The organism is Candidatus Gastranaerophilales bacterium, from assembly GCA_028693235.1.
Classification (GTDB): domain Bacteria; phylum Cyanobacteriota; class Vampirovibrionia; order Gastranaerophilales; family Gastranaerophilaceae; genus JAQUVW01.
Genome location: JAQUVW010000002.1, coordinates 367,671 through 388,326 on the forward strand (window position 1 = coordinate 367,671; position 20,656 = coordinate 388,326).

At 34.9% G+C, this 20,656-nt stretch carries 23 protein-coding genes; 10 read left to right on the top strand and 13 right to left on the bottom strand.

The genetic code is table 11. The features are described from left to right. Positions 1–55: 55 nt before the first annotated feature. The 3 genes from PHV37_04865 to PHV37_04875 are packed head-to-tail and all read right to left on the bottom strand — an operon-like array spanning position 56 to position 3,100. Positions 56–1,597 carry a DHA2 family efflux MFS transporter permease subunit gene (locus tag PHV37_04865; GenBank protein MDD3237410.1) on the bottom strand — a complete coding sequence of 514 codons (1,542 nt, stop codon included), beginning with the start codon at positions 1,595–1,597 and terminating at the stop codon, positions 56–58. After that, positions 1,597–2,649, bottom strand: coding sequence for an HlyD family secretion protein (locus PHV37_04870; GenBank protein MDD3237411.1), 1,053 nt, complete (start codon positions 2,647–2,649; stop codon positions 1,597–1,599). Before PHV37_04870 ends, PHV37_04865 begins: the two co-directional genes overlap by 1 nt. A 4-nt stretch (positions 2,650–2,653) precedes the next feature. After that, on the bottom strand, positions 2,654–3,100 hold the full coding sequence (locus tag PHV37_04875) for a MarR family transcriptional regulator (protein MDD3237412.1): 447 nt from the start codon (positions 3,098–3,100) through the stop codon (positions 2,654–2,656). A gap of 141 nt (positions 3,101–3,241) precedes the next feature. On the opposite strand from PHV37_04875, the gene PHV37_04880 reads away from it, so the two are divergent. Beyond that, positions 3,242–4,609 carry a TolC family protein gene (locus PHV37_04880; protein ID MDD3237413.1) on the top strand — a complete coding sequence of 456 codons (1,368 nt, stop codon included), beginning with the start codon at positions 3,242–3,244 and terminating at the stop codon, positions 4,607–4,609. Between the two features lie 121 nt (positions 4,610–4,730). Further along, positions 4,731–6,011 carry a phosphodiester glycosidase family protein gene (locus PHV37_04885; protein MDD3237414.1) on the top strand — a complete coding sequence of 427 codons (1,281 nt, stop codon included), beginning with the start codon at positions 4,731–4,733 and terminating at the stop codon, positions 6,009–6,011. Here PHV37_04885 and PHV37_04890 read toward each other — a convergent pair whose 3' ends face one another. After that, complete coding sequence (locus PHV37_04890; protein MDD3237415.1) at positions 6,012–6,275, bottom strand: hypothetical protein; 264 nt, start codon at positions 6,273–6,275, stop codon at positions 6,012–6,014. Positions 6,276–6,394: 119 nt separating this feature from the next. On the opposite strand from PHV37_04890, the gene PHV37_04895 reads away from it, so the two are divergent. After that, positions 6,395–6,979: a type II secretion system protein gene (locus PHV37_04895; GenBank protein MDD3237416.1), complete on the top strand. Its 585-nt coding sequence runs from the start codon at positions 6,395–6,397 to the stop codon at positions 6,977–6,979. Between the two features lie 10 nt (positions 6,980–6,989). Here PHV37_04895 and dtd read toward each other — a convergent pair whose 3' ends face one another. From dtd to PHV37_04910, 3 genes are read right to left on the bottom strand one after another with little or no spacing between them, the layout of a single operon-like run. Beyond that, on the bottom strand, positions 6,990–7,427 hold the full coding sequence (gene dtd, locus PHV37_04900) for a D-aminoacyl-tRNA deacylase (protein MDD3237417.1): 438 nt from the start codon (positions 7,425–7,427) through the stop codon (positions 6,990–6,992). Beyond that, a complete protein-coding gene (locus PHV37_04905) occupies positions 7,427–8,671 on the bottom strand; it encodes a M20/M25/M40 family metallo-hydrolase (GenBank protein MDD3237418.1) in 1,245 nt (414 codons plus the stop codon). Before PHV37_04905 ends, dtd begins: the two co-directional genes overlap by 1 nt. A gap of 1 nt (position 8,672) precedes the next feature. Then, positions 8,673–8,852, bottom strand: coding sequence for a hypothetical protein (locus PHV37_04910; protein ID MDD3237419.1), 180 nt, complete (start codon positions 8,850–8,852; stop codon positions 8,673–8,675). Positions 8,853–8,993: 141 nt separating this feature from the next. Here PHV37_04910 and PHV37_04915 point away from each other — a divergent pair, with 141 nt between their 5' ends. From PHV37_04915 to PHV37_04945, 7 genes are all read left to right on the top strand, one after another. Beyond that, positions 8,994–9,179, top strand: a complete 186-nt coding sequence (locus tag PHV37_04915; GenBank protein MDD3237420.1) for a ribbon-helix-helix protein, CopG family — start codon at positions 8,994–8,996, stop codon at positions 9,177–9,179. Next, entirely contained in the window at positions 9,180–9,872 is a 693-nt protein-coding gene (locus tag PHV37_04920) for an acylneuraminate cytidylyltransferase family protein (GenBank protein MDD3237421.1), read from the top strand. A gap of 197 nt (positions 9,873–10,069) precedes the next feature. Further along, complete coding sequence (locus tag PHV37_04925; protein ID MDD3237422.1) at positions 10,070–10,645, top strand: lytic transglycosylase domain-containing protein; 576 nt, start codon at positions 10,070–10,072, stop codon at positions 10,643–10,645. Positions 10,646–10,754: 109 nt separating this feature from the next. After that, complete coding sequence (locus PHV37_04930; protein MDD3237423.1) at positions 10,755–11,435, top strand: NUDIX domain-containing protein; 681 nt, start codon at positions 10,755–10,757, stop codon at positions 11,433–11,435. Between the two features lie 240 nt (positions 11,436–11,675). Then, entirely contained in the window at positions 11,676–12,272 is a 597-nt protein-coding gene (locus PHV37_04935; protein ID MDD3237424.1) for a helix-turn-helix domain-containing protein, read from the top strand. Between the two features lie 4 nt (positions 12,273–12,276). Further along, on the top strand, positions 12,277–13,419 hold the full coding sequence (locus PHV37_04940) for an acyl-CoA dehydratase activase-related protein (protein MDD3237425.1): 1,143 nt from the start codon (positions 12,277–12,279) through the stop codon (positions 13,417–13,419). Between the two features lie 105 nt (positions 13,420–13,524). Beyond that, positions 13,525–14,349, top strand: a complete 825-nt coding sequence (locus PHV37_04945; protein MDD3237426.1) for a FliA/WhiG family RNA polymerase sigma factor — start codon at positions 13,525–13,527, stop codon at positions 14,347–14,349. Positions 14,350–14,351: 2 nt separating this feature from the next. Here PHV37_04945 and PHV37_04950 read toward each other — a convergent pair whose 3' ends face one another. The 6 genes from PHV37_04950 to PHV37_04975 form a co-directional block, all read right to left on the bottom strand. Beyond that, positions 14,352–15,857, bottom strand: coding sequence for an NADP-dependent malic enzyme (locus PHV37_04950; GenBank protein ID MDD3237427.1), 1,506 nt, complete (start codon positions 15,855–15,857; stop codon positions 14,352–14,354). Then, positions 15,857–16,483: a glycerol-3-phosphate 1-O-acyltransferase PlsY gene (gene plsY, locus PHV37_04955; GenBank protein MDD3237428.1), complete on the bottom strand. Its 627-nt coding sequence runs from the start codon at positions 16,481–16,483 to the stop codon at positions 15,857–15,859. The genes PHV37_04950 and plsY overlap by 1 nt, the downstream gene beginning before the upstream one ends. Continuing rightward, entirely contained in the window at positions 16,480–17,811 is a 1,332-nt protein-coding gene (der, locus tag PHV37_04960) for a ribosome biogenesis GTPase Der (GenBank protein ID MDD3237429.1), read from the bottom strand. Before der ends, plsY begins: the two co-directional genes overlap by 4 nt. Positions 17,812–17,880: 69 nt before the next feature. After that, entirely contained in the window at positions 17,881–18,822 is a 942-nt protein-coding gene (locus PHV37_04965) for a flagellar motor protein MotB (protein ID MDD3237430.1), read from the bottom strand. Beyond that, a complete protein-coding gene (locus PHV37_04970; protein MDD3237431.1) occupies positions 18,822–19,592 on the bottom strand; it encodes a flagellar motor protein in 771 nt (256 codons plus the stop codon). Before PHV37_04970 ends, PHV37_04965 begins: the two co-directional genes overlap by 1 nt. Positions 19,593–19,706: 114 nt before the next feature. Continuing rightward, the gene (locus PHV37_04975) at positions 19,707–20,597 is read right to left on the bottom strand and encodes a fused MFS/spermidine synthase (protein ID MDD3237432.1); all 891 of its coding nucleotides are present in this window, start codon (positions 20,595–20,597) and stop codon (positions 19,707–19,709) included. Positions 20,598–20,656: the final 59 nt, after the last annotated feature.

Below are 20,656 nucleotides of genomic sequence, written 5' to 3' on the forward strand. Positions count from 1 at the left end.
CGTGTTAATTTTATTACAAAAAAGCGTATTGGGCAAATCTTATATATATTTATAATCAGTCTTTTTGAGGGCGTTGGGTTTTGAGTACAAATACAAGAGGAATCGCTATAAAAGAAACCAACGATGCAAATTGAAATAAATCAGAGAAAGCACATAGTTTTGCTTGAGTTAATAGTTGTTTGTATAAGACGACATTTGCTTTTTTGGTTGCAATAATCATTGCCGAATTGTTGCTGAAAAAGTGTTGTAAAGCGGAAAAATGTTTTACAAAAATAGGGTTGTAAACAGTCATGTTTTTTAATAAATAAGTCTGATGAACTTGCGATAAGCTTATTGCAAAGCTGGAGGCGAGAGATGTGAACATTGAACCGGTTACGCATTTTGTTAAACTGTGAATACCTGCTGCATTTGCGATTTCGTTTTTCGGTAAAGTTCCTAATGCGATTGCTGAAACAGGTACAAGTGCAAAAACAGAGCCTATTCCGAATAACACATTTGACAGGATAATTGTTGTTGGGGCAATTTGGAGATTTAAGTCTGCACACATTCCGATAGATAAGCCTATAAATACAAATCCGATGGTTATTAAAAGTCTTAAATCATATAATTGACAAAGTTTTCCGATAAATAATAATGCGACGCAAGCTATTACTCTGCTTGCCAGTGCCAATCCTGTTAAGGCTGCCGTGTAATGCATAAGTCCTTGATAAAATTGAGGTAATAAAATTATTGTGACGCACACCATTATGTTTACTAGCACGCCAAGAATTGTTCCTGCGAAAAAATTCGTGTCCTTGAAAACTCTAAGATTTACTATTGGTTCTCTGTTTTCAAGTTCCCAAATGACGAACAAAAACATATTTGCAATAGAAAAAATACTTAACCAGCAAATCCAACTGCAGTCGAACCAGCCGAATTGTTGTCCTTTGTCCAAAATAATTTGCATTGAAAATAGCCATAAAATCAAAAAGGTTAATCCTAAAAAATCCACCTGCTCTTTTTTTGATTGTTTTATTGTGTCATTAATCGTAAGAGGTATCAAAATTAATGATAAAATGCCAATCGGAATGTTTATTATGAAAATCCATTGCCAAGAAAAATTGTCTACCAAAAGTCCACCTACTGTGGGTCCCATTATTGATGAAACCATTATGGCAAAAATGAAAATTGCCATTGCGTCACCTTTCCTGTCTTTTGGGAATTCTTGCAGTAATATGGATTGAGATAAAGGCATCAAGACTCCGCCACCTATTCCTTGGACAATTCTTCCTATAATAAGAACGAGTAAATTTGGGGCAACGGTACAGATTATTGACCCCAAAGTAAATAACAAAATAAATATTTTCAAAAAATCAAGTCTTCCGAGCTTTCTTTCAAGCCACCCTGTTAATGGAAGGACGATTCCATTTGCAATCATGTAGCTCGTTACTACCCATTTTGCTTCGTCATTGGTAGAGCCGAAAGAGCCCGCTATATGTGGTAATGCTACATTTGTTGCACTTGTTGCCAGAAAGGCGAAGAATGTAGGCATTGTAACAATCAATGATATTAGCCATAGGGGCGTACTTTTTAACTGTTTGTCGCTTGAGGTTGTCATTATTTTATCTTAACCCTTGGTACAACTGACATTCCCGGGGTTATATTGAATTGAGAAATATCTTCGTCGAATAGAATTTTAACGGGAATACGTTGGACAACTTTGACATAGCTGCCAACAGCGTTTTCAGGAGGAAACAGGCTTGTTTTTGCTCCCGAAGCTCTTTGTATGCTATCGATTTTTCCTTTGAATTTTTTTGAAGGATAAGTGTCTATTTTTATGGCGACAGATTGTCCTTTTTTCATATTTGTAAGTTGCGTTTCTTTGAAGTTGGCAATAACCCAAACATTTTGTGAAACAATTGATGTAAGCACTTGACCTACTTGCACATAGTTGCCAATTTCTACATTTCTTGCAGATATGTTTCCGTCTTGGGGGGCATAAATTTTGGTATAGGATAAATTTAATTTTGCTTGAGCGAGTTGAGCTTCTGTTTTTTCTACGATTGCTGAGTTTACATCTTGTTTAGATGAGCCGGATTTAACCGAAGCTTTTAGTGATTTTTCTCTATCTTTAGCCTGTTTATAGGCTGTTTCTGCGGAGTCAAATTCTTGTTTTGTGCATAAGCCTTCTTTTTTAAGTTTTTTATAACGGTCAAAATCTCTTGTTGTAAAGTTTAGGTTTTTATTTGCTTGGGCCAAGTCTGCTTCTGATTTTTCGGTATCATCAGAGGAAACATTTCGGTTTGCTTTAGCTTCTTTAAGGCTGCTTTCAAGTTCTTTGACTTTGTTTTCGTAATCCCTTGAGTCTATTTCTAAAAGAAGTTGTCCTTTTTTCACGAAATCGTTGTCGTTGAAATTCAGTTTTACGATATTTCCTGAAACTTTAGGTGCGATGGCAACGAATCTTCCTTCAATGAAAGCGTCGTCGGTGCTTTGGTATTGCAATGAGTCTATGAATGACATAATGCCTGTAAATACTAAAAAAAGCATTATTATTGAAGGAATTAATACTCTTTTCTTTTGATAAGGTTTTCTGTGTTTTGATTTTATGGTTTTTAATCTGATTTTTGCTTCTTGTTCAAATATATCTTTCGGCTTTTTGTGTTTCATTTTCTTAATCCTTGTTAGCTAAATTTTCCTGAATTTTAGAAAGAACTTTAATGCATATATACATATCATCAGCTGATATATGCTCCAGATATTTTTCTCTGGAGTTTTGCATTAATGGGAGTATTTTATTTCTTAATTCTTTACCTTTTTTTGTGATTTTTATTTTGTTGACTTGTTTTTTATTTTCTGTTTTGCAGATTTTTTCGATATATCCGTTTTTCCCCAGTACGGAGAGTATTCGAGTCATATTTGATTTATCTTTGTAGAGCTGTTCGCAGAGTTTATTTTGGTAAAAAAGGGTATCTTCATTTAGCATGCTCAAAACAACGTATTGTTCAGGTGTTATGTCGAAATTTTTCTTAGCAAAGAGTTCCAAGTTGTGGACTTTTATAGCTCTACCTGCCTGAACGATAGCGTTTCCTATTAATTTTTCAAAAATTTCTTTCAACATTTTTCTTTCCTTGTATAGTTGTTATGATAACTCAATAATTTGAATTTGCAATAGTGTTTGGTTTTTTATTTTGATATATTTGCATTAGAGCTAGTTGCTTTTTATTTTTTTATGTTATTATGATAACAAATTGGTGGCGTTATGAAAAAGATAATTTTTATTTTTATACTATTTACTGTCTTCGGAATGTTTAATTCCTCTTATGCAAAAGAAAACATCGAGAATTCATATAGATTGCAATATCTGAATATTCCGTTTTGGTCCAACTTTAACGATGAAATATTGATAGATGGTTTGAGTAAATTATATGACAATAACAATGACCTCAAGGTAACTTCGCTAAAGGTCTCGGAGGCTCAACGTTTAGTCAAAATGTCATTTGCTAACGAATTGCCAAACATTGGCTTTAACGGATATGTAGGGCACGTCTTTAAATCTTCAGATGAGGTTTTTGGCGATATTACTATCCCTGATTATACCGAGTCTCATTTTTTGCTTCCTTTATCTATGAATTATGAGATTGATATTTGGGGCAAAAATCATTTGAAAACAAAGTCACAATATAAAAATCTGGAAATGGTTAAACAAGATGAAAAATCGGTTTATATATCACTTACATCAACCTTTGCGGGCGATTATTTTACTTTAATAAAGATAGACAAGTTGATTTCTATACAAAAAGAGCTCATCTCTGTTCAGCTAAAATTGTGCGATGCTGTTAAAAAACGCTACGAAATCGGGACTGCAAACATCAATGACGTAATTGAAACCCAAAAAGATTTGACGTACCTTACAGAAAGAATGCAATTCTTAGAAGAAAAACAAGATGTCTTGCAAAATCAAATCAATGTTTTGCTTGCAGATAGAGCTTTTTCGCCTGTTCAACGTATGCCATACGAAAAAATAGATATGAGTCTCCCAATTCCTCAAACTATACAAATAGATAGCATTTCTTCAAGACCTGACTGGATAAAATCAGAATTGAACCTCGAAAGAATAGGCATAAATGTAAAAGTTGCGAAAAAAGAGTTATTACCGAGTTTCGTTCTTAACGGCAATTTGGGGTTTAATGCTTATAGCATTGCCTCGTCTAACACTTTTCTTGCAAATCTCGGCGTTGCTCCAACGATGGATTTGTTTATGGGTGGCAGAAAAATTCAATTTTTAAAACTTCAAAAAGATAATTATGAAATAGGCTTGCAACACTACAACAAAGTGGTTTTGACGTCTATACAAGAAACAAATGATGCTCTTTATTCTTTAAAATCTACCCATAAAAAATATCTTATTTCTAATAATCGTTATAATCTTGATACACACAAGCTGTCTTTGGTTCAAAGACAAGAAAACATAGGAACAGCCGATAATGTGGACTTATTGATTAAAAGGCAGGAGCAACTATTGTCTGAGCAAAATGCTGTTTCTTTAAAAATAAATGAGATAATTGCTTTCATAAATTTATATCAAGCACTGGGCGGTATGAATTTGTACCAAGTTGAAAAAATATAGCGAAGCTTTGTTATTACGTTTGTAATAAAAATTTACATTGTTTTTATAAAAATACATCTAATTCACTCTTGCGAAAGGTTTGCATTTGTGTTACAATAGTAGTATAAGGAAAGTATGAATTATGTACGCGCTGTTATTAGAAGAACAAAAACGTTTCGAGAAAATAGCGGTTAACTCTATCTACTGTATGTTGGCACTGGCGATTTTCTCAGGACAAGCTTTGTTTACTAATAACTCTCTTTTTGCTCACGAAACAATATCTCCTTCGATGGGTGCGGGGTTGTATTCAACGAAGCTTCCGCCTGCTAATCAGCCTAGCCTTGCAGTCGAGAAAAACAAATGGGATAAGAATATTCGGCAGAAATACAGAAATGCAAGGATTACCTATGTCGATAGCGGCATTGTTCATGTGAAATTAACAAAATATATAAATTCTCAGCCTATTAAAATTAATGTAGTGGAAGTTAACAGAAAAATTAATCCAAATATTGAACTGGCTCCGGCTCTTGCCTCTAGTACTTTAGCCAGAAAAGCAACAATAAGGAATATTGCTCAAAAGAACAATGCTGTAGTTGCTGTAAACGGGACTTATTTCAAGCCTCAATCAGGAGTGCCTTTGGGGACTTTGATGATAGACAAAAAAATATTGACGGGTCCTATTTACAACAGAGTTGCGATGGGAATCGGCGAAAACGATTTTAAAATGGCAAGAGTTGAATTTGACGGAAAAATACATAACTTATTTACAAGTGTACCAATAGACAATATTAACCAGCCGAGGATGCTTGCAACCCATGTTTTGGCATATACGAGGGACTGGGGGCAATATTCTCCACCCACGCCAAAGTATGGGGTTCAGATGGCTATTCAAGATGGCAAAATCATACAAATTTCAGACGGCTCAATTCAAATTCCTAAAGATGGATATGTTATATCCGGTCCAAAAGAAAAATTGAAGCCGTTTTTTAATGGAAAAAGTGTACAAATAGACATTAATACTTCACCAAATTGGAATGATATGAAGCACATAGTCAGTGGTGGCCCTTATCTTGTTAAAGACGGCAATCTCTTTGTTGATACAGCAGCTCAAAAATTGAATGCTATATCAGGTAAAAACCCTAGAACTGCAATAGGCTACACGGCAGATAACAACTTTATAATTGTGACAATCGATGGGCGGGAGCAATCTTCTGTCGGCGTAAATATCTGGGATTTGGCGAAAATAATGAAATCTTTCGGCTGCTACAACGCTATGAATCTTGATGGCGGCGGCTCAAGCGTTATGTATGTTAAAGGAAACATTGTAAACGCTCCGGCAGTCAAAGGCGGAATCGCTCTAAGTAACGCATTCACTGTCTCAATAACTCCTGATACGAAAATATCTTATGACGAAAGAGAATGATTAATCTTCAGGTGATAAAAAGTCACTAGGCAATTCTTTTTCAACTGCTGCAAAAAATTTTGAAGGGCTTATTCCATAAGCTTTTAATATTTTATATAGTGAAAAAATCTTTCCGCTTTTTTTCGCAAGTTCAATATTGCTCAAAGTTGAAGCAGGAATAGAATATTCATTACAAAAAAGATTCAAGCTTTTGCCTGATTTATTGCTTATATCTACCATCACTTTGGCTATTGCTTTTGCAAGTATTTTTTCGTCGTGTTGCATAACATAAATAATGCTATAACCAAATTAATATATCCGCCTTGGCGGAAAGATGATTGTGCAGGCTTGTATTTACTAGCGATAAGTGTTATCATGGTAAAATCGTGATTAAGGAGCTCTAAATGAAAAAATGTAAAGCATTTACCTTGGCAGAAGTTTTGATTACATTGGTTATTATCGGCGTAATCGCAGCGATGACGATACCTGCATTATTGAATAATACTAATAAACAAGAATATAGAACTGGTGCGAAAAAAGCTTTATCTGTATTGAACCAAGCTGTATCACAACACTATGCTTTGACTGGGGAAACACTTGACGATATAATTAATAATTGTGATTATGACTCAGATTGTGTTTATGATGAATTCTGGTCAAAAAGATTTAATGTTGCTTCAACTGCTTCATCTTCTGATGCTTATCACTATGGAGATGTTATCGTTTACACAACTGACGGAATTGCTTACAGTTATGAAAGTGATTTTTATTCTATTTCTGTTGATGTAAATGGTGAAAAAGGTCCCAATATGGTTACTACTAATCCTAATGATGTTAAAGACGGCTTTAGATATGGACGTGTTTATAATGATGATTTAGGCGGTTGGCAAAATTCAATAATACCTTGTGAAGAGAGTGGCACAGCAGGTGTTATTTTAGATAGCATTGATGATGATACCTATTATGGAGAAGGGTGCATCGCATCATAACATCTTAAAACTACTTCTCAACCATAAATGTCACAGGACCGTCGTTGATTAAAGATACTTCCATCATAGCTTGAAACTTGCCGGTTTCGATTTTGAGGTTGGAACGTTTCATTAGTGAAACAAAATATTCATAAAGCTTGTTCGCTTCTTTAGGCGGTGCTGCCTTATCAAAACTCGGACGAGTCCCTTTTTTGCAATCGCCGCACAATGTAAACTGCGAAACTACCAAAATATCCCCTTTAGTATCAATGACGGAAAGGTTCATTTTTGCGTTTTTATCTTCAAAAATACGCAATTTCAAAAGTTTTTCTGCAAGAAGTTCGGCGTTTTTTTCTGTGTCTTCTTTTTCAACACCGAGCAAAATTAACAATCCATTGTTGACTGATGAGTACAATTCACCCTCAATTGAAACGGATGCAGCTTTTACACGTTGTATAAGTGCTTTCATTATTGAGCCTCGTTAAAGACCAAAAATAATGCCTTGATAAATTCATAACCTTTTAACAGTGATTTCCAGTCCATTTGCTCGTTTGTAGAATGCATATTGTAAACGTCGGCAGCACCTAATAAATAAGGCTTGATTGTTTTTCCGTATTTATTTTTAGCGTTTGCATAAATGTGGGTTTCAGCTCCTGCGTGGAAAGATGAAATTTCTATCGGTAAACCACATTTTTTAGAGGCAATTTTTGCAAGATTTGGGATAGTTTCATCATCACTTTTTTCAAAAGGCAAAAGGTGAATTTCTTTTATCAGTTCCGCTGTTGCGAGTCCTTTATATTTTTTGTTGAAGTTGTCAATAATTGTTTGTATTTCAGCTATTAGGTCTAATTCAGCATTTTTGTCGGTGCTTCTTACTGAATAAACAATTCCTGCGTCAGTATTTATAATATTGGTCGCAGAGCCGTCAAGAATTGCTGATTGGAAGTTTTCAGGGACTTGCCCTTTGTCTTTTATATCCTCAAGAGCAGGTTTTACGCCACCTCCAATTATAGCTCCTGCGTTGATTGAGGTTACTACGCCAAGCTCGTCTTTTTTGTAAACACCTTGAGGGATATCATTAATCAATTCGCCTAAGAGTTTTATGGCATTTAGTCTTTTTTTGTCGCCGATGTCGTTTCCGGAGTGTCCACCGATTAGGGCTTTTACGTTTACTGTAATTTTAGTAAAACTTGCACCTGAAACTTGAACTTGCCCGATTTTATCAGCGTCTAAAACAAGTACATATTCAGAGTCGATTTTGTCCATTTCAACGTGCTCAATTCCTGTCATAGAATGTTCTTCATCTCTTGTGAAGGTAATTTCAATTCCTCCGTGTTTTATGTTTTTGTCGGCATTTATTTCCATTGCCAACATAATAGCAGAGGCAACGCCTGCTTTATCATCAGCACCTAGAGTCCTTTTTTTGTCCGTTTCAATTATGTTTCCATTCACTACCATATTGATAGGGCTGTCGTCGCCGATTACATCCATGTGCGAACTGAACATTATCGGAGCTTTAGTCGGGTCACTAGCTGCTACTTTTGCTTTTACATTTCCGTAAGAATCAAGATGAGCTTCAATATTATTTTCTTTAAAAATCTCAAGTATTTTTGCAGAAACTTTTTCTTCTTTTAAAGAAGGTGATGGAATCTCCGCAAGTGTGCAGAATAAATTTACCAATTTATGATTATCTCTAATTTCTTTTAAATTCATATCAAAATGCCTCAAAAAATCTTGTATCGGTACCGCCTTCTCCGATTTTTACTTTAACAGAACGCATGCAACGGGGACAACGACCCACGTAAGCGGTTTTGTCAGAATTTTCATAAATTCTTCCATATACGTTGCAGCATTTGTATAATATGCCGATATATTTCTTTGGAGTGCGTTCCATAGGTTTATTATAGTCAATTTGTTTTTATAAATCCATACAAAAAATCTTAAATCCAACAAAAGAACGACCTTTTTTTGTACTTTTTCAAAAAAATTGCTATAATATATAAAAGATTATATTACTTAGGAGAGGACTGTTTTTATGGCAAGAATTTTGGTTTCAATGCCCGATAAATTTTTAAATAAAATAGATAAGATGGCTGGCGATGAGCAAAGAACAAGAAGTGAACTTATTCGAGAGGCTTTAAGGAGCTATATCAAGGGCACAAAAGTTAAAGGTTCATTAAAAACCGATAAAGCGGCACAGTTATTGGAAGAGATTTTGTAAATGGAAATTTTATCAATTATTCCGGCACGTGCAGGTTCTAAGGGAATCCCGGGGAAGAATATTAAAATGCTTGCAGGTAAGCCTCTTATTGCTCATACGATAGAAGCTTCACTAAAGTCAAAATATATAACTCGCACGGTACTTTCTACAGAGAGTTCAAAGATAAAAGATATAGCTTTGAGTTTTGGCTCTGAAGTTGTTGACAGACCTGTAGAATTGGCTCAAGACGAAACAAAAACGGCTCCTGTAATGTTGCAGGTTTTAGATTATCTTGAAAAAAACGAAAATTATGTTCCGGATGCAGTTGTTCTTTTGCAAGCAACTTGTCCTTTACGTGACGCAAAGCAAATTGACGAGGCTTTTAAGCTTTATTTTGATAATGATTGTGATTCTGTGTTCGCAGTAAGGCGACTCGGATATACGCATGCTTATTGGCGTTTAAATATTGAAACGGGAAAGCCCGAAGGTATGTATAACTACAGAGAACGCCCTCGTCGTCAAGACACTCACAGGCATTATCCGAGTTTTGTTGAGACCGGATCGATTTACATAATAAAAACGGAAATAATGAAAAAAGTGAAAGACTTCATCGGGGAAAATCCGATGTTTTATCTATCCCCTGAAACTGTTGATATAGATACGGTTGAAGATTTCGCAACAGCTGAAAGCCTTATTTTGCAAACTTCTACATAATTTATAGTATTTTCAAAGTCCAAAAAAAGCCAGTCATTGACTGGCTTTTCGGTGTATAGCCTACTGGGACTTGACTTTTGATATTGATGTGTAAAAATTAATAATATCACGAAGGATTTTTTAAAAAAAATTGAGCCTCAATCAAGCCGAAAATTTTAATCAATTCTTTATTCAATTTACAATTAAAAAGGATTTACATGATTAGAAAGTTACTAATACTAACGCTAATAATGCTAACCACCCTTATCTCACTCCCACAAAACCAAGTAAAAGCCGAATCAGTAGTTACAATTAAGCAATCAATTGTAAAGCATTCGCTTGAGATGGGCATTGACCCTGCATTGGGTTTAAGTATTGCAAAACAAGAATCAGGATTTTGCCACAACAAAAGAAGTTCTTACGGTGCAGTCGGCGTATTCCAATTGATGCCGCAAACAGCTAAAAAACTCGGATACAATCCATATTATTTGAATGATAATATCCGTGGCGGTTTAATGTACTACAAAATGATGTACAAAATGTTTGGTTCTACTGAACTTGCATTGGCTGCATATAATGCGGGTCCTGGCAATGTTAAAAAATATGGCGGAGTTCCTCCGTTTTCTGAAACAAGAAGATTTGTTTCTAATATCATGAATGAATATAATTACCAAAAAAGAAATCCGGACCCTGCTATTCACAAGTCACGTCAAAGTGCAAGCAGTTCTACTTTTAGACATCAAATGGATGTTGATGGGGTAATTACAAACTTTATGATTAACCAAGCAATATAATTTCAAACATTCTCGACAATTTATTTTTCTTAACAAATCAAAAAAGAGCGTTATGTTTGAAATACAATACATAAATAGCATAACGACTTAACAGCAAGATGAGAAAGATATGTTTCACGAGATAAAAACACACGAAGTTACAACCGACGTAGTCATTTTTACTATTAAACAAGGCAAATTATGCGTTTTGCTTGTAAAACGTGCTCACGAGCCTTTTAAAGAAAAATGGGCGATTCCGGGTGGTTTTATCAGATTGTCAGAAAATCTAGATAATGCGGCTTTGCGTATTTTGAAAGAAAAAACTAATGTTGAAAATATTTATTTGGAACAATTATATACCTTCGGTGATCCATTGCGTTACCCGAATGCCAGAGTCATAACTTGTGCTTACTTTGCATTAATTCGTTCTGATGATATTGAGCTTTCTTTCGAAGATAGTTCTGAAATTATAGAAGTTCAATGGCACGGTGTGTATGATTTGCCTGCTTTGGCTTTCGACCACAAAGAAATCATTGAGTATTCATTAAAAAGAATGAGAGAACGTTTAGAATTTTGCCCGATTGCGTTCCAATTGCTTCCCGAAAAATTTACGTTGACAGAATTGCAAAAGTCTTATGAATTGATTTGGGACAAAAAACTTGATAAACGAAACTTTAGAAAGAAAGTTTTAACAGGTGCAATCTTGAGAGAACTTGACGAATATACAAAATCAGGCTCAAAAAGACCTGCAAGATTGTATTCTTTCGACAACATAACCTTAAATTCTAAAAGAGGTCACTTCTTCTCGTAAGATTTATAAATGATAATATTTATTATTTTGAGGTAGGCGTCAAGCCTGCCTTTTAAGCTTGTGAGAGTAGAATAAGTGTAGCATCTTGTTTTGTAAATCTTTTTAAAATTTTTGTTATTTTCGTAAACATTTTGAGATTTTAAACCCCAATTGTGGTAACCTAATTGTATAAACAAATGGAAGACCAATTGGTTAAAAGTTAGATTATTAGACAGTTTTGAGTCAAGGAGATTTATTATAATGCCAGAATACTTGAGCAAAGAGGAAATTCGTCAATGGAGAAGTTCTTTAGAACGCATCACTTTAGAAGAATTTGCTGCAAGGCTTGGTAAAACAATCCAAGGGGAAAAACAAACAAATGATATGGTTGACAAAGTAATGTCCAGATCATTAAATTCAATGCCTGTTGACACTGATTATCCACGTGTAAAAGCGGAAAAAATACAAACTATTGCGATAAAATCTTTTGAAAAAGAAAAAGAAATTTCAAAATTAAATAAAGAAGAAAAAACAAAGCAAAATATGCATAGAGAAAAAACTCCTCTTAAACCTATTCAGGAAAAGAAACCTGAATTGAAAAGAGAAGTTCTTCCGGAAATTATTACATCTAAAAACGATGCTTTTTATTCTTTTAAAAAGAATTTGACCGCTCGTGAACAAATGATTTTTGACCACTTCTTGGCTAATAAAAATTCTATTGTTTACGCTAAAGATTTGGCTAAGATTTTAGATTTGCCAAGAGATTACGTATATAAATATATCAAAAATTTAAGAAGTAAATTAAATGAAGATGTGCTTTATAATGCTGATAACGGCGGATATGTTTTAAAGTTCTAATATAATGAAACAAGAAAAAGACAAAATTAAAGTTGCATTCCCTCATATGGGAAATATATATATAGCTTGGGCGTCTGCACTTAGAAAAATGGGGGTCGAGCCTTTTGTTCCTCCTTATTCTAATAAGAAAACGATTTCTTTGGGAGCAAAATATAGCCCCGAGTCTATTTGTTTGCCTTATAAATTAATATTAGGGAACTTTATTGAAGCATCTGAAGCCGGTGCTGATTATGTTGCGATGATTTCATCTCCCGGTATTTGTAGGCTTGGCGAATATGGTCAAAGCATAAAACATATTTTAAACGACTTGAATTACGATACAAAATATATTGAACTCGAATTGTATGATGGCTTTAACGGTATGTATAGGTTCTTGCATGAGCTTACGGGTGTTAATAATCCTATCAGATTGGTTAAATCCATATATGCTGCAATAAGTAAAGTCTTTGTCTTGGACAAAATAGAAGATGAACTGGCTTATTATAGAGCTCGTGAGAGGGAAATCGGTACTGCCGAAAAGCATTATAAAAAAGCTTTGAAAATGATTTATGATGCTGAAAATACAAGGCAGTTGAAAAAAGCTAAAAAAATGGCTCTTGAAGAAATCAGAAAGACTCCGATTGACGAAAAAAGAGAAATTCTTAAAGTTGATTTAACAGGTGAGATTTATCTTGTTCAGGACCCTTTTTCTAATCAATTTGTCGAAAGAGAATTGGGTAGAATGGGTGTGCAAACAAGAAGAAGCCTTACAGTATCAAGCTTTTTAAAAGATGCGATTATACCAAAAATATTTCGCAAAGGTGAAACCCATTTGGAAAGGGCGGAACGTTTGGCTGCCCCTTATTTGAAACGAGATATTGGAGGAGATGCCTTAGAGTCAGTGAGCGACGTTGCTTACGCTGACGAAAGAGGTATCGACGGTATTATTCATATAAGTCCGTTTACCTGTATGCCTGAGATTATGTCACAAAATATTTTTCCAACGATTAGAGAAAATTGTGATATTCCTATTTTATGCATGATTATGGATGAACAATCAGGTAGGGCAGGTTATATTACTCGTTTAGAAGCATTTGTTGACTTAATGCGTAGAAGAAAACGTAAAAAAACAGATCCTAAAAAAGCTTCGCAAACACTTCAATCCTAGGCTGTAAAATATAAAACTCATCTATATAAATGATTACTAAAATTCATTTATCATTACAATTATAGTATGGTCACGTTTGTTGACATACTTGGGGATAAGACTTAGATGAGTGAAGAAATACAATACAACTCATATAACAACATCAAGCGAATTTCTGATGATGAGCTCGCTGCTCTTTGGGGCGAGTTTTTGAAAAATCGTTCTGATAAAAAGCTCAGAGATGAGTTGATTGTTCAATATATTTATTTGACAAGATATGTAATTGGCAGGGTAAAAGTAAGTTTGCCTCCATCTTATAGTTTGGAAGATATTGCAAGTTTTGGAGTTGAAGGATTAATAGATGCTATTGAAAAATTTTCTCCCGATAAAGGTGCAAGGTTTGAAACCTATGCGATAATGAGAATTCGTGGCACTATTATTGATAAAATAAGAGCTCAAGATTGGCTTCCTAGAAGTGCAAGAAAAAAAATTAAAGATGTTAAACAAGCAGCTGAAATTTTAAGGCAAAAATTAGGCAGAGCTCCTACTTCTCAAGAAATCGGAGATAGTATGGGCATTGAAAAAGAAAAAATTGATGCGATTCTTGCTGATGATACCTCCGTTACTTCTTTATATGATAAAAAAGGAACTTCCGAAGAAAGTGTTGAAATTATTGACACTATTGAGGATAAAAATTCGATTAATCCTTTAGAAAAATTGGAAGAAAAAGACGCAAAAAAAGAACTTCAACAGGCCTTAAAATGTTTGCCGGAAAGAGAAAGAATGATAATGGTCTTGTATTATCATGAAAATATGACTTTAAAAGAAATCGGTGAAACAATTGAAGTTTCTGAGTCAAGAGTCTGTCAGTTGCATGCTCAAGCTATTATGAAATTAAGAAATATATTAACCAGCAATAGAGCTGAAAGACTTAAAAAAAGCATAGTTTAACTTTATTGAACACAAATATTTTCAGCAACAATTTTGGCAACTTGTGGGTCTAAAGCATCTGGAATAATGTATTCCTGAGAAAGCTCGCTATCTTTGATTAAAGATGCTATAGCAAATGAACAATTGAGCTTCATTTCTGTGGTTATTTTGATTACATTATTATCTAAAACACCTTTAAACAAACCGGGAAATGCTAGGGAATTGTTTACTTGGTTTGGGAAATCGCTTCTTCCGGAGGCTGCTATAAAGGCTCCATATTCAAGTGCTTTTGAGGGCAATATCTCAGGAGTCGGATTAGCTAAAGCAAAGATGATAGGCTTTTTTGCCATTGATTTAATCATTTCTTTTGTGACTAAATCAGGAGCAGAGAGCCCTATAAAAACATCTGCGTTTTTGATTACATCTTTAAGCGTACCATTAATGTTAGATTTATTTGTTACTTCTGCTATTTCTTCAAGAGAAGAATTATTTTCTTTCCGTCCTTTGTAGATTGCCCCGTTGATATCGCAAAGGGTTATGTCTTTTACACCTGCTGCAAGCAGTAGTTTTGTGACGGCTATTGCCGCAGCTCCTGCTCCGGAAAATGCTATTTTTATTTCGTCGATTTTTTTATTTGCTACGCTAACGGCGTTTAATAAAGCAGCAAGGACAACAATTGCAGTTCCGTGCTGGTCGTCGTGAAAAATTGGAATATTAGCTTTTTCGATTAAAGTATTTTCCACTTCAAAACAATTTGGAGCACAAATATCTTCAAGGTTTACAGCAGAGAAGGAATTTTCAAGCAATAAAATAAGCTCAATTACCTCTTTTGGATTTTGAGTTTTGAAACAAAGAGGCATCGCACTAACATCACCAAGAGAGCTGAACAGAACCGCTTTACCTTCCATTACGGGAAGACCTGCGAGTCCTCCAATGTTGCCTAAGCCTAATACGGCAGAGCCATCTGAGGCAATTGCGACCGGTTTAATATGCTCATTTTCTGATAATTCAGTTTCAATAACTCCACCTGCTTTGAGTCTTAAATCTAAAGATTTTTTTGAGGTTGTTCCTTCAAGTTTATTAATGTCAAACATAAATAAATTTTTTGAAACGCATAAGAAGAATTTTTTTAAATCGGGTACATTTGACGTTAAAACAGGTATTTTAACATCAAAGGTAACGTCTGCAACATCTTCTTTAATAAGGCTTAAATCTATAGCACAAAAAGTTGGTTCTATATTTTCGACAACAAATTTTATTTTATCAATCGGGCATTCTTTTAATTCTAAAGGGTAAGCATCAATTCCAAGAGTGCTTTTTAAAAATATAGCTCTTTTTAGTGCTTCAGAGTAGTCGAAAGCGATTACGGCTACCGAGTTTTCTCTATTGGTATAGTCAAAAGATTTTTCTTCATCTTTTGAAATTTCCAAGCAAGAAGCAGCAACTCCGGGAGTGTAAACGAGTGCAAGAGTTTCTTTATCTTCGACATATATTTTAGGGGTAATTTTAATACTTTTGTATAAAGTCATTATCTTACTTTGCTTTCTGTGCCGTCAAACAATCTTTTGACATTTTCTCTGTGTAAGTATATTACGTATGCAGCTCCGATTGCACAATATGATACGTAGAAAGGAGGTTGTTTAAATAAAGTCATCAAAATAGGGGTGCAAGTTAGAGCTATTATTGAGCCTAGCGATACATATTTTGAGAAATAAGTGATTACGCCCCAAATGGCTGCCGTTATGAGTCCTACGGGCCAGCAAAGAGCGATTATAGTTCCGACACCAGAGGCAACACATTTGCCACCCGTGAATTTTAGGAATACAGATTTGCTGTGTCCAAGCAAAACGAAAATGGCAGCAACTACAGCGGGAATTCCCCACTCGTAGAAAGCATAAGAAACATTTGCCGCAACGAAAACGGGTAAAAAGCCTTTAAAGGCGTCTAAAAGCATTACAGCAAAGAACCATTCTTTGCCCAATACTCTTTTTACGTTGGTAGCTCCTGTTGAACCGCTTCCGATATTTCTAATATCTTCATTTTTGATTAATTTAACAACGAGATATCCCGTTGGAACTGAGCCGATAATATAGGATACAAAAGCGATTACCCCCAATTCAATTAACATTTTTTGTGAAATTGCATCTATTATCATTTTTCTTTTCCTTGTTTTTCTCTAGCTGACAATCTGATTGGAGTTCCGAAGAATCCGAAAGCCTCTCTTAAACGGTTTTCCAAATATCTTTTATAACTGTCTTTTAAAAGATCTTCATTATTTACAAATAGAACGAATGTAGGTGGAGCTGTTTTCACTTGCGTTGCATAAAGGATACGTAACCTTTTGCCTTTGTATGTAGTTGGCGGGTTTATAGCAAGTGCATCTAAAAGAACTCTGTTTAAAATACTTGTAGAAACTCTTTTGTTGCATTGTTCATATACTTTTACAGCTTCTTTGTAAATGCTTACAAGTCTTTGTTTTGTTTTTGCACTTATAAATATTTTAGGTGCAAAGCTCAAGAAAGGAACTTCATGTTCAAGTTCTTTTTCAAATTTATTGATGGTAGTAGTTTCTTTATTTTCAATTAAATCCCATTTGTTGATGGCAACGATTAGACCTTTGCCTGCTTCTACGACAAGACTTGAGATTTTTTTGTCTTGGTCGGTGATGCCGTCAGTTGCGTCTATTACGAGGACGGCGATATCGCAGTCACGAATGGCTCTAATTGCTCTATCTACGGCAAATTTTTCTATGCCCCAATCAACTTTGGCTTTTTTCCTTATGCCTGCGGTATCAACTAGAGTAAATTCTTGGTTTTCGTACTTGACTTTTGAGTTGATAGAATCCCTTGTTGTACCTGAAACATCAGATACAATAACACGGTCTTTACCTAGTAAGGCGTTTATAATAGAAGATTTTCCCGCATTAGGTTTTCCTACTATAGCGATTTTAATAGTGTTAGATTTTTCTTCATCTTCAACAATTTCGAAATTTTGTGTTATTTCATCGAGCAAATCTCCCACACCACCAGAGCCGTGCAATGCCGAAACTGCGTGAGGTTCACCAAGAGAAAGCTCGTAGAAATCTGCAGTCATAGCCATTCTTTCAGGAGAGTCAATTTTGTTGACTGCAAGATAGATTGGCTTACCGCTTCTTCTTAAGATATTAGCTATATCATAATCGATGGGGTTGATACCTTCTTTTCCATCAACTAAAAATACAATAGAGTCAGCTTCTTCGCAGGCTACTTTTGCTTGAGTGAAGATATTTAGCATAATTTCATCTTCATCGCCAGGGATTATGCCGCCTGTGTCAATGACGGTAAATTCTTTATTTTGCCATTCGACATCAAAATAAATTCTATCACGAGTGACTCCTGCGATATCATCCACTATGGCGTTTCTGTTACCTGTAAGGCGATTTACAAAAGTCGATTTTCCGACATTTGGTCTTCCGACGACTGCTACTATGGGTCTTTGTGACATAATTTACCTGCTTTAAACAATACTCTAACCGAGAACAATTTTAATACAAAAAAACAGATAATGCTATAGTTATTGTTTTTCTGTATCAAGTATGATGACATTTTTATCATCGGCTTCATCGCTGGTTAATTGTTTTGCCGCATCGCTAAGACCCAAAACGCTGTTTACTGTTTTGAGTTGTTGTTCTTTCATTTTACGTTGAGAAGATTTGTCCATTTTAATAATAGAGTCTTGAGAGTTTTCAACGGTTTTGAATTTATTTCTCAAAACAACAATGTCGACCCTTCGGTTTTTTACTTTGTTTGCTGCACTTGTATTAGGAACTTTTGGTCTTGTGTCTGCAAATCCTACAGCTGTAAATAATTCTGGTTTATAGTTAAATCTTAATATTAGATAGCGAATAATAGAGCTGGCTCTTGCTGCAGACAATTCCCAATTAGAAGGGTATTTGTCATCAGAAGTTAATGGGTCACTGTCAGTGTGGCCTTCCACTCTTATCAAGTGCAAGATGAATTTTTGTCCGATTATTGCACCTATTTTATCTAGTTTTACTTTCGCTTCGGGGTTTATTGTTGCAGAACCTGGTTGGAAAAGAAGAGCTTTTTCAGATAAGGTTATAATAAGTCCTCTGTCATCAATCTTTGCTTCAACGCCTGATAATTCTTTTTTGTTTATAAGCTTTTGGATTTCTTCTTCAATTTTTTCAAAAGATGTTTGTTCATATTTTGGGCTAATATATTCCAGTAAAAGAGATTCCATTATGGAGTCTGCTGATTTCGAATCAATAGGAGATTCGCCTTGACCGTCCATCATACCCGAAGAGCCTTCAATGATTGAAGGGTTGAAGGCACCTTCAAGAGAGGCACCTAGCTTTTCGAATTGTCCGGCATCTGTTTGGGATAATGCGTATAAGACAACAAAAGTAGCAAAAAGAAGTGTAATGAAGTCGCCGTATGAAACGAGCCAGCGTTCTAAGTTTTCATGTTCTTCAGGTGGTTTTTTTCTTCCCATTATTTATCTTCTTTTCCTTCTTTATCATCAGATAATAAGAAAGTTTGTAGTTTTCGTTCAATCAAAGCAGGGCTTTCACCTGCCTGAATAGCCAAGACTCCTTCTATAATTATTTCTTTTTTCAAGAAAACTTTTGCATATTTTGATTTAATTTTCGTACCGGATGGAATGAAAACCAAGTTAGCCGCAAACAAACCATAAATAGTTGCAACGAAAGCAACTGCAATGCCGGCACCTAATTTAGAGGGGTCAGATAGATTTTGCATGACTTGAATTAACCCCATTACGGCACCGATGATACCGAAAGTCGGTGCATAGCCTCCGGCTGATTCCCAGACTTTAGCACCAGTGTTTATTTTTTCTTCAAGCTGCCCGAGTTGATTTTCCATCATTTCTTTAACTAATGTAGGGTCAGCACCGTCACTTACTGCTTCTAAGCCAAGTTTAAGAATGGGGTCAGATGCGTTTTTTGCTTCTTTTTCAAGAGCTATGATGCCTTCTTTTCTTGCTTTTTGTGCGAATTTTAAAATTTCGGCAATAACTTCGTCAAAATCGACTTTGCATTGGAAGAATACATCTTTGAGTAACAATACACCATTTTTTAAAGTCTCAACAGGGAAGCTGACAACTACGGCACCAAAAGTTCCGCCGAATACAATCATAGCAGCTGTAACTTGTAGAAGGTCAGTAACTTTTCCGCCTTCTAAAGCTTGCCCCATGAGTATCAAGCCTATGCCGCCTATTAAACCTATAACTGAGGAAAAATCCATTAAAGAGCTCCTTGCCTGTTTTCACTTTGCTATGTATATAATTAGCCACTCTATTATCATTTGAATTATATAATAGTTTTCGCTTTGAGTAAATCATTAAAATGTTGGATATATTCAGACCTTGTCGGAAAGATATTTCGTCATGTCGATGTTTATAAGTTTGAATTTTTCTATTTGTTTTTTTGAAGGCGTGAAACAATAATCGGAGTTTGCGGCTATAGTTATTATGTTTGTTATGTCGATAACTCTTTTGTCAATATTGAAGAAGCTCTTGTAATATACTTCGTCAGAATAATTGCCTTTGTAGACAGAAAAATATGGAAAAGTCGAGTTGAACTTTTCTTTCAGTGCCTTAAAGAAATAGTTTTTAGGATGTTCAAGTTGGGCACTGGCACATAAGTTGGAGACGAAAATTCCTTTTGGAGAAAGTGCATTTTTTATCTCATCAAAATAACTGTCTTCAAAAAACCTCGCATCTATTCCGTCATTGTTTGCGACATCTACCACAATCAGGTCGTATTTCGTTTTTGTGTTGCGTAAAAATATCCGTCCGTCTTGGAGGTGAAAATTAAAAAGTTTCGATTCTTTGAAATCAAAATATTCTTTTGCGATAGGCAAAATATTTTCTTCAATATCAACAACGTCAATTTTTTTGAGTTTATCAAACATTATTTCAAAGTCGTTGACGATTTTTCCTGTTCCCATACCGATAAGGAGTATTTTCTTGATATCAGGGTTCATGAAATACGGGATAAGAAAATAATTAATATAAGGCAGATTTCCTTTATAAAAAGAAGTATCAATAAAACCTGCTTGATAAGTATCTTTGTAGTGCAAAAAACGACCGATTTCATTTTCGATTACTTTAATTTGATGAAAATCGGAGTCTGTCTCAAAAAGGATTTTGTCCTTAAATGTTTTTGAATTTATTTTTTCAAGAAGCTCCTCATTCGGCTCTAAGATTGCAAGTGCTTCAGGAATTATTACATTATATTCGTTGCTCATAAGATAATTATATATTATTTTCCTTGTTAATGATAAAATTATAACGCAATAAGATGAAT